This window comes from Nitrosospira multiformis (assembly GCF_003050865.1).
In the GTDB taxonomy this organism is placed as follows: Bacteria; Pseudomonadota; Gammaproteobacteria; order Burkholderiales; family Nitrosomonadaceae; genus Nitrosospira; species Nitrosospira multiformis_E.
The window spans coordinates 1-13,959 of sequence record NZ_QAOK01000022.1; the positions used below are offsets into that span (position 1 = coordinate 1).

At 53.2% G+C, this 13,959-nt stretch carries 11 protein-coding genes; 1 reads left to right on the plus strand and 10 read right to left on the minus strand.

Going from position 1 to position 13,959, the window contains the following annotated elements; genetic code table 11:
• Window positions 1-92: 92 nt before the first annotated feature.
• Window positions 93-389, minus strand: coding sequence for an HNH endonuclease family protein (locus C8R21_RS16685; protein ID WP_107762792.1), 297 nt, complete (start codon window positions 387-389; stop codon window positions 93-95).
• Complete coding sequence (locus tag C8R21_RS11295; RefSeq protein ID WP_107762793.1) at window positions 385-1,659, minus strand: DUF262 domain-containing protein; 1,275 nt, start codon at window positions 1,657-1,659, stop codon at window positions 385-387. The genes C8R21_RS16685 and C8R21_RS11295 overlap by 5 nt, the downstream gene beginning before the upstream one ends.
• A gap of 225 nt (window positions 1,660-1,884) precedes the next feature.
• Between C8R21_RS11295 and C8R21_RS11300 the strand changes: the two genes are divergently transcribed.
• The gene (locus tag C8R21_RS11300) at window positions 1,885-2,472 is read left to right on the plus strand and encodes a recombinase family protein (protein WP_107762794.1); all 588 of its coding nucleotides are present in this window, start codon (window positions 1,885-1,887) and stop codon (window positions 2,470-2,472) included.
• Between the two features lie 100 nt (window positions 2,473-2,572).
• On the opposite strand, the gene C8R21_RS11305 is transcribed toward C8R21_RS11300, so the two are convergent.
• The 8 genes from C8R21_RS11305 to C8R21_RS11340 all read right to left on the minus strand — a co-directional run bounded on the left by C8R21_RS11305 (window position 2,573) and on the right by C8R21_RS11340 (window position 13,941).
• A complete protein-coding gene (locus tag C8R21_RS11305; RefSeq protein ID WP_146162479.1) occupies window positions 2,573-3,172 on the minus strand; it encodes a DUF6538 domain-containing protein in 600 nt (199 codons plus the stop codon).
• Window positions 3,173-3,475: 303 nt separating this feature from the next.
• A complete protein-coding gene (locus C8R21_RS11310) occupies window positions 3,476-5,311 on the minus strand; it encodes a DUF262 domain-containing protein (RefSeq protein ID WP_107762796.1) in 1,836 nt (611 codons plus the stop codon).
• A gap of 33 nt (window positions 5,312-5,344) precedes the next feature.
• On the minus strand, window positions 5,345-6,145 hold the full coding sequence (locus tag C8R21_RS11315) for an HNH endonuclease (protein ID WP_107762827.1): 801 nt from the start codon (window positions 6,143-6,145) through the stop codon (window positions 5,345-5,347).
• 20 nt (window positions 6,146-6,165) lie between these two features.
• Window positions 6,166-7,398 carry a hypothetical protein gene (locus C8R21_RS11320; RefSeq protein ID WP_107762797.1) on the minus strand — a complete coding sequence of 411 codons (1,233 nt, stop codon included), beginning with the start codon at window positions 7,396-7,398 and terminating at the stop codon, window positions 6,166-6,168.
• 15 nt (window positions 7,399-7,413) lie between these two features.
• Window positions 7,414-8,115, minus strand: coding sequence for an RNA ligase family protein (locus C8R21_RS11325; RefSeq protein WP_258192371.1), 702 nt, complete (start codon window positions 8,113-8,115; stop codon window positions 7,414-7,416).
• Entirely contained in the window at window positions 8,112-8,639 is a 528-nt protein-coding gene (locus C8R21_RS11330; RefSeq protein ID WP_107762798.1) for a hypothetical protein, read from the minus strand. The genes C8R21_RS11325 and C8R21_RS11330 overlap by 4 nt, the downstream gene beginning before the upstream one ends.
• Window positions 8,636-9,961, minus strand: coding sequence for a DUF3696 domain-containing protein (locus C8R21_RS11335; RefSeq protein WP_107762799.1), 1,326 nt, complete (start codon window positions 9,959-9,961; stop codon window positions 8,636-8,638). The genes C8R21_RS11330 and C8R21_RS11335 overlap by 4 nt, the downstream gene beginning before the upstream one ends.
• On the minus strand, window positions 9,961-13,941 hold the full coding sequence (locus tag C8R21_RS11340; RefSeq protein WP_107762800.1) for an Eco57I restriction-modification methylase domain-containing protein: 3,981 nt from the start codon (window positions 13,939-13,941) through the stop codon (window positions 9,961-9,963). The genes C8R21_RS11335 and C8R21_RS11340 overlap by 1 nt, the downstream gene beginning before the upstream one ends.
• Window positions 13,942-13,959: the final 18 nt, after the last annotated feature.

Sequence of the window (13,959 nt, forward strand, 5' to 3'; positions counted from 1 at the left end):
AAGCAGAAGCAAACTATTATCAGCAATTGGTCCAAAAGGCCACGGTAGAAGTTTAACTTAAACCAAAAAGCCTCCACGAAAACCGGGGCGATTCAATTCATGCCACTACTTAAAGGCAACAAGTTAGCTAAACGGTCTTTCAGTGTTTCATGTTCTTTCTCGGTAAAATCGGCTAGCCAAGCCGGGGTAAGCTTTTGAGGAAGAACATGTTCAATAGTCTTTACTAGCATCGGACTGTCACCATTAAGGCTTCTATCATATTGATGAATCAGAAATGGAGTAATTCCAACTCCGTATAGATTCCTAGTCGTGATTTCCTCTTCAAACTCTTTATCATTCGGCCAGACAATGGTCTTATGTTTGCTAATTTCCCTCGTTACACGCTCAATCTCCTTCGCAGTCTATCCACAGTCTCTTGAAAACTGCGTGCAAACCAGTAGGTTCATGCCCACAAACAGCACGTCTCACCAGAAAAGACTCCATTACCTCCAATATCGCAATCGCGCTTTCTTCAGCAAGAACATTGTTTGATGCTGCTTCCGAAAGAAGCATAAGGAAAGGAAATGTGGAACTAGGTAATTGGGTTTCATGTAGGCGTTTGAACGCGGCAGCTAGTTCCTTAGGATGTCTAGAGAAATTAGAACCGCACTGAAGATCAAGGTATGCATTTTGACCCTCAGCCAGTTGCTTTATAATCTGCTCAGGATCACTTATGTTGTCCCATTCTTTCCGCAATGCACTGTAAACGTCCGACTTTTTTAAGTTAGGCCATTTAGTTAAACCGTATGGAAAAAAATATCCATCGAAGTAGTTACGTCGGTTTTGCTCAAATTTTTTATAAAATGGTTGCCAATATTCTGCATCCACTCTCTCAATTTTATCTGAATGCTCATCTGCAACCTTTGAAAAGACTTCATTTCTGACTAAATCGCCAATTGTCATTGGCTCATGACGCGAATTCAAGCTGTCAAATATCTTAGGTCCATTCGTTGGGTCCCACACATCAATTTGAACTATGCTTACCTGGTTCAGTAGCTTGCTATATATATTTCGGACTCGCTGAATTGCTCCCTGCTTAAGTTCTTCTTTGAAAAAACGTAGGGCATGGCGGTAATTATTCCGAAGCGTTCCGCTTTCATTGCCACTCTCAGGGAGAGAAATGAGCTTAAACCCGTTAAGAGCCGAAGAAAGCCCATCATCGGAGAGAAGATCTCGAAATACCCAATTTAATTGAGCGCGATCTTCTTTGCACGAATGGAGCTTGTAATTTGAAAGCGCACCAGTATGCCTGTTGATAACAAGATATTTTTGAAAGAGCGCTACAGCTTCCTCATATTGTTCAGCATTGCATAAAGTCTTCACCGCTGCACACAGGTATAAGAAGATAGTTGTTATGCGTTGCTGTCCGTCTATAACGTCGAAGATATTAGGATCTGCTGGATTTGATCGGCGTCCATGAATGATTATTGCGCCGAGGAAATGAACATCGCTGGATTCATCCACCAACTGCATAATGTCAAGACTAAGCTGCTTTATCCTCTCCGGTGTCCATTTATATGGACGCTGAAAATAGGGGATGGAGAAAATCGTATCCCCGGATATGAGTGAGCCAATCTCTGCCTCACTCGAATTATTTGTAAGTCTATTGCGTTGAGCCATCTTCTACCTTTATTTCTAGTAGCCACGAGAACGGCAATTATATGCTTCAGCTTCAGCATTAGCTAAGTGCCACAGTATTGCAAATGATTAGCATCAAAAGACCCTGCTCATATGAGATGGTGGAATCTGATCAATAAATACTATCAATAAAGTTGCGTTTGAGTTTTGATAGTGATACTATCACTACTTCTAATACTTAATTGATAGTTTTGAGGGAGAAAAACTATGTTGATCGGATATGCCCGGACTTCCACGCGTGAACAAATTGCGGGCTTTGAAGCGCAGTTAGCTGAACTTAAAGCAGCAGGTTGCAAGAAGGTATTTCAGGAGCAAGTAAGTGCAGTTAGTGTAGGCAAGCGGGAAGAGCTTGAATCCGCGCTGGATTATGTGCGTGAAGGGGATACGTTAGTTGTAACAAAGATTGATCGTCTTGCACGCTCTTTGCCTCATCTCTTGCAGATTATCGAAAGGCTTGAAAAGAAAGGCGTGGCGCTTCGTATTCTGAGCATGCAGATTGATACAAGCACGCCAAACGGAAAGCTTATGCTATCAATCATGGGTGCAATTGCAGAGTTCGAGCGTGCGCTTATGCTTGAGCGTCAATTAGACGGAATCGCCGCCGCGAAACAAGCAGGGAAATATAAAGGAAGGCAACCAACCGCTAAGCGAAAGGCTGATAAGGTTTTAGAGCTTGCTGCGCAAAATATGACACGTCAAGAAATCGCAGAAAAGACCGGTATTGGTATAGCTAGCGTTTACCGGATTCTCTCTGCTGCAAAACCCCAAGCAGGACAGGCAGACGTAGGATTATGAGACGTCATATTTGGATGAGCCGTAAAACTTTTACTGTTTCGGAAATAAAATGAGAGGTGGGTGAAATATAGCCTGCCTCTCATCTTTTGCTCGCTAGCTTCTAAAGTTCAGTTACGCTTTCTAATAGAAGTTTGTCTAGTAAGGTATCGTCGTCGTTGTTCATTGCATTATAAATTGCTATCAATACGTCGCACTTGCCCCGAATAGCGTGAAATTCTGGCGCGATTTTTCGACTTTTTCTCTTATCCCATAATGCGATGCCTTTTTCCTGCTGATTTTGTAACGCAGAGGGTGGCGGTGCCCCCAAATGGTTGTTAACAGTCTTATAAGCCAACTCTTCGTTGGCCTTAATCGTTTCTGGTGTGTCATGCGGTTCACTTTGAAGTATTACGCTTTTTATCGTTCTCCGCTCTGGTGGTCCGTCGAATTCGATTTTGGTAATAAAATCAAACTCAAAGCCTTTATCAGTCTTTTTGCTCTTACCAGACATAATGTCTTGTCGAATTCTCTCAAAAGTTTGCTTGAAGGTGCCTGCTAGCAAGTGAACTGCATGTTTAGCATCCCGCACGCTTGCAGTGCGAAGACTGCGGTATATCTCTTTAGTTTGAAAGTAGTCGCGTAGATCAGGTGGTATTGCAATTCTGAAATACAAATTTCCATTACGACTACGGCACAAATGGGAAGGAAGTTTAATTGCCATTTTCGATCTGTTTTGGGGTGCTTGGTTGGGGTTCCAAGCCAGATCGAACGTCTAGAAACGATAAAGCCGCCAAGAATCAGCGGCTTAACGTATTGATGGTGGGGCGGCGACTACCAAAAAATTGTTTTAACTGTAAGAAATATAATAACAATATGTTATTTATTAATCCTTGTTACCCCATAAGTTACCCCTATCTATAATCTCTGACTCCCATCATTTCCTCTGCTTTTGAATCGAGAGCATTACAGTCAGACACATCGTCGCAGGTGTCTTTGGATTCGACATCGTGAATGCGCTCCCTCGTCAGACCTCGATAGGTGTCGTTTTCCAAACATCCCGAGCCAACGCTATAAGCATTCCGTGCCGCTTCTCGATCGATGCGGCATCCCACGCTGGGAACGCCTCCAATTTCTCATTGATCCTGGAGATGGATGTGTTCTGCCCGACATTCTTCAGCTCGACCAAACTGCGCGTGAGATAGTTGCTGCTGTTTCGGTACTCGGCCTGCTTCGCCGTGTAGAAGTTATTGCCGGCCACGATATTAATTGGCTTCTCCAACAGGGTCAGATTACCCAGCCGGTTCTTGTAGTCGTCATAGACGGCGGTCGGGTTTTCAGAGGCCCATTTTCCCCGCAGCTCTGCGGTTGGCGTGTCCGGCAGAATGTGCTCGATTTCCAGGCTGGTGTACGACTCCAGGCTGCCAGGTAATCTAACGCCGCTGAACGCCATATCCACGTGCTGGGTCAGCCGTGCCAGCAGATAGCGTGTCCGGTATTGCTGCATCGTGTACAGCGAGAAGCGCTTCAGTGCATCCGACAGCTCCGGTGATTTCGCTGCCATGTTGCTCTCAAATCGGTCCGCCACGAACGCGTTTAGCGCAGCCCGCTGCTTCAGTGGGTCCGTGATGGCTGCAATCGTCCTCAGCTCGTCGGCCCACAGCGAAAAATTCCGCTCCAGATCCTTTGTCGGCGTTTTGGTGAAGATGTAATAGAACAGGAAGCTCTCAAGCTGGGTGACGAAGTGATCGAACAGCGGCTTCGGCAAGGCAGCAGCCGCCAGCAGCAACACGTAGTGCAAGCTGAACGCGCCACCAGCCAGCCGCTTGAGACTATCCATGGCGAGATTCGGCTTGCCATCGTTGCCGAGGCCACTCCCGAAAGCGAGGTAATGTTCGACGCTACGAATGACCTTCCGCACGAACTCAAACGGCTTGTTCGCGTAGTCGCAAAGCGGGGCATTGTCCTTATCGACAAACCAGTCGTAAATCTCGTCTTCCCGCACGACGGCGTCGCCACGGTCGTTCTTGATGACATAGTTGGCCATCAGGAAATAGCGGAGGAACCGCAGCGGCTTTTCCTTTTCCTTCTCCAGCGGCTTTGTAATCTTCTTCCACTCGTCCTTGAGCTGGGTGAACTGTGTCTGCTTAACCTGCGTGAACAGCAGGTTCTTCAGCAAGTCCATCGGGTTGAGGCCGACGCCACGCTCGTTAATGGTCTCAAAGATCTTCAGCGCGCTGCTCACGTCCGTCGAGATCTGGATGAACACGACGTTGTTGGCCAAGTAGCCCCAATACTTCTTCAGCTTGGTCGAGTCATCGTAGTTGTCCTTCAAGTAGCGGTGAAGCGTGCCGTAAGCATTTACTAGATTTTCCAGTGATCCAAAGCTGGATATCCCTGCAGCTTGAATGCCCACACGCACGGCCAACGGATCGGTGTCCAGCTCTACCAGCTTGGCCATGACTTCGCCCGCGTTTTCGTAACGCGGCTCCAGCTTCAAACTGGCTCTCGTCTCGCCGTCGCGGTCCGTGTAGCTGGTCGAAATCAAGCCGCTTACGGTCTGCCGCTGGGGTTCACCCTGAAACACATGCTTCAGGGCGCAAAGCAGCAGGAAGAATGTGGTCAGACGCTGCTGACCATCGATCACTTCGTAGTGATTCTTCTGATCCGTCGGCGACACCAGCACGGTGCCAATAAAGTATTCCCTCGTCGAGCCTGCATCGATCTGCTCGTTGATGTCCTCCAACAGCTGTTGGACTTCTTTGTCCGTCCAGACGTACTCGCGCTGATAGTCCGGAACGATGTAGAAGCACTCCCTGAAGGCTTCCTCGATGCTATATTTGTGGTTCTCAATACGGGCCATGTTCTTATTCCTTCATTCTTCACATCATGGTGTTTAGATCAAATTGCTTGCAGCTGGCGACAATCGTTGCTGCAAGCGGGCACGGTGCAGTCCAAGGTACGGTTGGTGCAGTGCATTGACCCAACGCAGTTTCATGCCGGGCGCAATACCTAGGGGAAGCAAATTCAGTCCCACTAATGCAGGCGCAATCACCAGCACGCCCTGTTCATCAAAGCTGATCAGAAAACGGTCAAACAATGCATCCAGATTGGCGCTAAGGAGAAAGCCGTTGAATACATCCAGCCGCTCAGCATCCGCTTCACACTCGCTCCAAGGTTTAGCGTGGCTGGCACGCAGCGCCTCGGGGATGGCAATACCGGTGACGGCGCAAGCACCACCCCAGTAATCCAGCATCGCGTCGCGGAACTTATTTTGCCCGATGCGCTGGCGCACCAGGCGCTCCACTTCGGTGCCAGCAATGCCGGCGGGCAAGGTCGACAGTTCCATCGCCACCGCCTGCTGGTAGTCGGTAGCGACCTGACTGGGCAGAGAGCGCGCGAGGCTGGCTGCACGGCGGAGCAACGCCGCCAGCGCCGCATCGCTCCGCGCTTTGAATCTGTCAGCCCCGCCGCCTGAGTGCGGAAAACTGCGTCCAAGCTCCGCACACAAGGTTGTGGAAGCCGACTGAAAATGCACATGATAAGCATCGCCTTCAACGCTCACCAAAGCGCGGGTCGAATGGCGCGCCGAAGCCAAGATGACGCCATCTGCAGCCGATGCTAGGACATATTCAAAGCCGTTATCGTTGCCGCATTTTTCAATGAGGGCGAGTTGTAGAGGGTTCTGGGCACTCATGCTGGTTTGCCAAAATCCGATCACGACATTACCGGCCCAGCTTTTGCTGCCACTTCTTCCTTCAACAGCGCGCCATCCATTACAGATTGCGGAATCTCCTTCATAACGCGCTCGCCAAAATCCTTGTTCTTGAGCGTTTCGTAGGTCACATCCTTGTAGAACTTGTGGATCTTCATCCCGAATACCAATTCCTCAGCCGTTGGAAACGACTTGGCAAGCTCTTCTCTGACATAAACTGCGGCTGACTCTTCGGTGGCAAGAAACAGGCCGCGAAAACGCGATGGTGGATTTGCCATAACTGCCCGCGACAAGTCGGGGATAATCGCGTCGATGACTTTGTTCAAAGCCTCCTGCAAATCCTTCTTCAGGGCTTCCTTACAGTCATCCAAATCCTTCTCGATTTTCGTCAGCTCATTCTCGAAACTCTGCCGCTTCGACTTCAGCATCACGCGGCCAGCCTGCCCCACAGGCACCAAATAAGCTTGACGCAGCTCTTCTAGCTTCTCGGTGACCTCTTGAAGCGCTTTGGGTTTTTCGACTTTATCCAACACTTTGAGTGATGCGGTCACGCGATCTTTCAGCGCTTTATCTTGAGTGGCGATCAGCGGCAGGGTTTTGGGCAACTGAATGCGGCGACTCTGGATATTGAACCCCTCGAATGTCAGCTCAACAAATTGAATGAGCGCGGCATAAACTTGCGTTTGACGCGCCAAGTCAAATTGCTGTGGGGGTGCAATTTCAAGCGCACGCTTGACCTTGCATAAAGTGGCCTCTTCAACCGGCTCACTGCCGACCACCGGATATTCCAGTGCAGGCGAGAAATTTTCACCTTTGATCACGGGAGGAAGCTCTACACGCAACACCATGACTTGTGCTGAAGTTAGCGTGATGGCATTAAAGGCCTCACTGTCAGCAGTGAGGTCCGCCTCCACCAGGCTTGGAGATGTGGCAAAACTCCAGCCAGCGTCATCGCAAATCAACGCACCAATACGCAAGCCTGCATGTTGGCGCAGCATGACACCCGCCTGACTTAGCATCTCAACCGCAGCATGTTCGCCATAACCGAGGCGTGTTACCCGCGCCGATACGTCCAGCACTACCTGCACCGCGCCTTGCCCGAGCCGTTGGTGGGCATGTTGCAGCGCTTTGGCCACAGGTACGCAGATGCCGGGCGCAGCTAGGATGACGTGCTTTTTCGACGCCTCAATTTCCTGACATATTCGCTCGTTGGTTAGCGTGGCAAATAGGGGCATAGCGTGATCCTCGAATTATTCATATTGAACCCTGTTCCACTCAATCGCTCGCTTACGCCAATGCGTGCCGATGGCTTGCGCGAAGTCGGGCCGGATTAGCTTGGCGCGCGTTTCGCACCAATCCGCCGATTGGCGGCGAATTACCAAGCCTTCAAGCGCACCATTGCGGTAACGGCTGTGTGTGGTGGCGATAAGCTGTTTGAGCGCGGAAACATTGGTCTTCCCATGCAGCACCTGCGGCACCGTCACCAAACCCGCTGCACTTGCCAGCACATTGCGTCTTGGCGTACTCCAGAAGCGGCGCGTTGCGCGGTCATACACATCAAACAAGAGAAACAAATCCGGCAGGGCAGCGTAGTCCAGCGAATGGCGCGCTGCACACCACTCGCCAAAGAGGATCAGGTTCGGTTTGAGCACGACACGCATTGCCTCGCTGTGTTGCGCTAACCAGGCTGGCAAGCGGGCGAATTGACCGGAGTGAGGTTCAGCCAAATATTGCCCTCGATTCTGCGCGCGCAAACTGCCATCTGGAGCGAGAGACAGGCCTAGATTTGCACCGTCCAGCTTCTCCTCCACCATCACATTGCCCGTGAGCAGTGCCGCCACCTCATTGGGTGAAAGCACCTTGTCATCGCGTGGGGCGCCTTCGCCCAGCCAAGCAATGTGCGGTGTGTGGGGGAAACGGAAGAAATCGGTCAAGCCACGGTCCTCATTCAACGAGTCTGCTTTTCGGAATGTTTTTGCCGTGACCAGTCTTCAATGATTGGCTCTAACAGCACCTGGCTCGCCAGCAGATCAGCTTCCCAATCATGCCAATCGGTGTCCCCCGCAAAGGCGATACAGCCCTCACCATGCTGCCTATGTGAATCCAGGGCTGCGGCCACCAGCTTCTTGTCCGCCTCGTCGTGGATCACTGCCAGCAATGGCGGCTGCAATACTCCGTGGCGATGCTCGTCATAGGCGACATCGACGTTATCTACGGCTCCGGTGCTCCACTTGTGTATCACTACTTGAATGCCAAAGTCATTAAAGCCAAGCTTTTTGTAGTACTCGTCGTAAATGCCGCCGGCTAGATCCAACACTATCCGGGATGGACTGGACTGAAATGCGTCAAGCCACTGCCATACCCGCATCCGCTGTATTGGATCAGCCGGGGTTGCATCAATATCCTTCGGGTGCGTTGGGTCTGCAGCACTGGCAGCAATCAGCACATTGGTATCGACCACATAGCGATCCCTCATGCCTTGTTCTCCTGCTGGCGCGTAAACACAAGACGCGCCTGTTCACGAGTCTCGCCCAGCGCATCGCCAAAGAAACCCGCTGGCCAGTTTTTCACGCGACCGAAGTCGTCCAGTTCCAACGGCCGCATGGTCGCTGTTTTCCCGTCGCGCTCGACGAAATACATAGCGGTTTCATTGGGCTTTATGTCTTGTTTTGCGATTAGTGTTTGCATGCGCCGGAACAGGTGTTCGGAATGAGTCTCGACGATGAACTGAACTTTTCGCTCCTTGCTCACCTGCGCCAGCAACTCGGCCAACTTGCTTTGAGCCAGTGGGTGCAAATGGCTTTCTGGCTCTTCGACGATGACGATATGCCCTGGCTGGGCAAACAAGGCCGCCACGATAACGGGGATAACCTGCGAAACGCCCACACCGACATCCTTGAGGTTGCTGGCCTGGCCGTCGTTTTCAATCATCAATTCATAGCGTGCAGAGCTGCCTAGGGCGCGGATGGAAAGCGCATCCGCCAGATTCATCGCCTTCAACCAATGAATCGTTTGCTCGAATAGTTGCGCTTCGGCAGGCAGCGCTCGTTTGCGCTTGAGGGCAGACTGCCGCGCTACACCACTGGCGATCAAGGCATCCACCGCTTTGGCACCATCGTCGCCGATGTGTGCGGGCATGCGGCCAGACCACACATAGTCGCGTTGCGCCATGCGGCGCACGGGGCCCAGGTAAATGATGCGGCCCAGTTCATCCAGCAAGGTTGGGCCAATCGGCTTGATCAACTCCGCCTGCGCACCCAGTTTGTTAAGCGTGGCCGCCGAAAAGGCAAATGAACGCTGCGGGCGAAAATCTGCACTTTGGCCTAAAGGCTTAGCCAGCGTGGCCAAGCTCAGGCGGTAAATGCCGGCCTTGCGCCGCTGTACGGTAAAGCCCTGCCCGTCTTTCCCCAAACGTAGAAAGGCCAGTTCTGCGCTACCGATCGGTCCTCTATTGTAGCGTGCTGAAAAAAGCGTTGAATGTTCTGCCTGGCCGTGCTCACTCCAGCGAAATTCGATACCCACCTGAGTCGCCGAGGTGCTTTCACTGGTGAGGCCATGGCGGCAGAGCAAGTCCTTGAACTGTCCCAACGTCACCGAATCATCGGTATCGGGATTACCCAGATTGAGATCCAGATTGGGGTCGTCACCTTTCACCGTTTGCCGGATCAGCAACAGACTCTGGATCAGACTGGATTTGCCGGAGGAGTTGGTGCCAAGCAGCAAGGTAATGGGCGCCAAGCAAATAGGCCCGGTGCTGCGCCAGATCTTGAAGTTCTCCAGTTTCAAGTGCGTCAGCACTAGCCTAACCCCCCTCGCTCCAGTTTGTCCCACGCCTCCAGCACCATTCGTTGGGTACGGTATTCGCCAAAGTCTCGTACTTCTTTGTTCTTGAGCACGCGGAAGGTCTCACTGGGGTAATCCTCACCCATTACGTCGGCGGGATCGAGGATGTAGCGCAGCTCGTCGCGTGTGATGCGGTAGAGTTTGGCGTAGTAGGCATCGAGTTCGGCGCGCAGTTGGGCACGACGATTGGGGTTGAAGGTGAAGGGTTCGCCGAAGTAGCCGAGGTCTTGTGCCCAGGGTTTGAGATCGTGGGCAGTGTAGATGAGCTCCAGTACGCGTGGGACGATGAAGACAAGGTCAGCTTCAGTGTAGCGGTTGGGGCAAAGGAAAGGTAACTGCTTTAAATAGCCGTAGGTCAGATGAATGTAGCCAATCTTTTGTCGGGCTATATAGTCGACAACAAGAGAATTGGCATTCGCTACGAGACATGCAATACGGGGTACATCGTTTAGAGCAGGGAAAATCAATGGCAATGTATGCCCGACTCCGGACAGTGGGATGATCGTGGAGATAAAAGTCCGGACAGTGATGGCGGTTGTAATGTCCTTGTAGCCCAAAAGCCATTTTCTGTGCCATCGACCTTGAAGACGCGAGATTACCTCGTTTTCATCTACCCAATAAAAGGGCTGTACCTGGTAATTAGGATCTTGGTATTTTTCCAAGGGGGTATTAGGAAGTACGCGATTGCCACGATCGCCATCTCGACTTTCGTAAGAGCCAACACGGTGGTTAAACTGACCAATCATCTTGGCTTCGTACAAAGGCAGCATCCCTTCATTTCCGGAGTCAATAAATAAATGGCTGTCACCGGACATATGCATCATGGCCATGAATGAAATGTACCAAGGATTACCACTCGGCTTTCCTTCCTCGATCAACACCGGAGCGGCGCCGTAAAGTTTCTTGGTCAACGACGCATCGCGCTCGCTGCGGAACACTGGGCAGGTGAGCGTGTTGGGGTTGATGAGGCGAAATTCGGCGGGGGTGAGGGTAAAGCGGCGTCTTGGATCGGTCAGTTGGTTGACTTGCGTCGCAAAGAAGACGAACTCTGCCTGCTCTGCCTGTCCCAACGTGAGGAGGCAGAACTTATAGCTACGATGGACGGATGGGAAAACAGCGTCACGGTTCTCGATGTCATACAGGCTGACCAATCGGCCGGTCTGGGTTTGGTGGGCAAAATAAGCCTTGGTGCTGTCATCCGTCGCTATGCCGGTCGGCACGATAAACCCGGCCCGGCCCGTTGTATGGGTGATCTGGCTGATGGTTTCGGCAAATAGTGCATACGTATTCACATCGCCCACGCCGGTGAGTGGGTAACGCCCTCCATCGTCGCCCTTCACATGAGCAAACACACTGGCGGCTTCCGCCGTGCGGCGGGCGGTGATGAATTCGGCATACACGCGCTGTTCCGCTTCGCGTTCGTGGGGCGAGTGTTCTAGTTGAGGAAACAAATGTTTAGCCAGCATCCCCTCAGAAAGCCACTGGATACGCTGGCTGCGTTCCGCCTTGTTCTTGGCTTGCGCCACATCGCGGTGCCGGGTGGCGAAGAATTCTTCTTCCTGCAGTTTGATGCGCTCCCAGGGTGGGTTGCCCAGCACGCAGTCAAAGCCGCCGCTGGCAAACACCTGCGGAAAGGCCAAGGGCCAGTGCAATACGCGGGCTTCAACGCAGGCCATCTGCGCGGCGGCTAATGCGCCTTGTTGCTGCGTTGGTAAAGCATCACCCAGCAAGGTGAGGTAGAGCGTATTGCTGGTAGGGATATTTGCTTCATCCCCTTCGAGTTTGGGTAGCAGATAGGTACCCACCAGTAAATCGGCTGCATGCGCCAGTCGGCTGGTTTTGGCTTGTTGCAAGAACGCCCGGTAAGCGGCTTCCTTGGCAGCGATCTCCCGGGTGGTGTTTTCCGGTAGGGCTTCGAGCGCTTGCAATTGGCTCAGGCCACTGCCGGTGGCGCTGGCAACATCCAGTTGGCCGAAGGCGCGGGCGTTGCGTTTCTTTTCCACGTCTTTGAGGGCGGTAGCGTTGGTTTTGGTGAGCTGCTTGCACGCTTCCTTGTCGTCGCCAGAGAGCGGTTTGAATGCGTCCTTGGCAATGCCCAGTTCCAGAGCTTTCAAATCGGTCAGCCCCAGCAGCGCATCGCCCACTTGCAGGTGGTGATCGAGAAAGCCCAGCGGACGGCCTTCTTCAAAGCCTTCCAGCCACAGCGCGGTGCGAGCCAGTTTGATGGCCATGGGGTTGCGGTCCACCCCGAATATGCACTTGGCCACCACTTCACGTAGGGCGTGGCGGAAGTCTTGTTCGGTTTGTTCGCCATCGGTGGCACGCAGTTGCGCGAGCTTTTCGGCCAAGCGGCGAGCGGCCGCCAGCAGGAAGTGGCCGCTGCCGCAAGCCGGGTCGATGACACGGATGGCGAGCAGCGCTTCAATGGGAGATTCGGTCTGGGCGGCAAGGCGTTGCTCGATCACCGGGTCGAGCGCGGATTTAATGAGTTCCTGCACCAGCGAATCCGGCGTGTAGTAGCTGCCGCTGAGCTTGCGGGCATTGCCGGCGGTGCTGCCCGCGCTGGTGAGGCCGACAAAGCCGAACTGGCGTGCAGGCAGGTCGATCTCCGGCACCAACTCCAGCAGGCTTTCGTAGACGCTGCCGAGTTCTTCCGGCCCCATGTTGCGGTAGTCCACCGGGGCGAGCACGCCTCCGTTTTTACCAACAGAATGGCTGGCCCAGCGCAGGTTCAGCATGGCGGCAAGCAAGTGCGCGTTATCCAGACTGGCTGCATCCAGTGCCGGGCATTGGTTCAGGGCGAACAAGCCTCCAAGGGCGGGTAAGGCGAGTTGCGGTTCGCCTTCGCTCAAGCCCTTGAAAACGATGCACAGGGCTTGCCAGTGGTCATCAAAGCGGTTGCGGGCGCGGCGCTTGAGGCACAGCTCGCGCAGGCGGGCCAGGGCATAGCCCTCGACGTAGGCGCGGCGCGCTGCTTGGGCGATTTTGCTGTCGTCTTTTGGATGCAGCAGGCCGCGCTCTTCGACATTGAACAAAAATATCAGCCGGTAAATCAGGCACAGCAGTTGCTCGAAGTAGGCATTCTTGCTGAGCTCGCCGTTATGCAGGGCGTTGCGCAGGGCGTCATTGGCCGGGTGTTGGAGAAAACCCTCACCCAAGCTCAGCAGGGCATCGGTCACGCCCAAGCGCAGACCTTCGCGCACGCGGGTGCCTTCTTCCTGCCCGGCTGCACGCCAGCGCTCCCAAATGCAGCCGGCGGGTTCACCGGCCGCACGGCTGGCATGCAGCAAGCGCCAAACGTTGGCGAACTCGGCATAACGCTGGCCGCCGAGCAGGTCCGCCAGGTCGATTTCGAGATAGCTGGGGCGGGTCAGCGTGGCGGCATCGCGCAACAAGCGCAGCGTTTTCCCGTTGCAAGCAATGGCCCAGAGGTAATCGGGGCTGGCATTGAGCAGCTCTTGCGCCAGCATGAAGGCAGATTTTTTGCGGGCGCCAGAACCCGCTATCGCAAATCGTGCATGGGCTTCATGCAAAGCCAGGGTATGCGGTGCTACCACTACTGGCACACTGCCTGCCAGCAGGCTGACCGGATAATGTCGGTCGCTTAGTGTGATGCCAGGGCAAGCTTGCAGGTGGGTGTAACCAAACACATCGCGCAGCAGCTCTTGCACGAAGGTGTGGGTAAGCGCGGCGGCATTCACATCGGCCCGTTCGAGCTGGGCGGCGAAGTGCTTCCACTGAGCACTAGCGATCTGGAAGGCGCGGCTGTACTCATCCTTGAGCTTGAGGCCCTTAGGAATGCCGTAGTCGGTTTCGGTTTGCCACTGGGCGCTGCCGAGCGCGGCTTTTTCCAATTGATCCGGCAGAAACAGCCCGCCCTCAAGGGTGAGCGTGGGCAGGTTGAGCGCGGCTTGGGTTTTTCGCAGTTTTTTCATGTTTTTATCCCTAGCCGC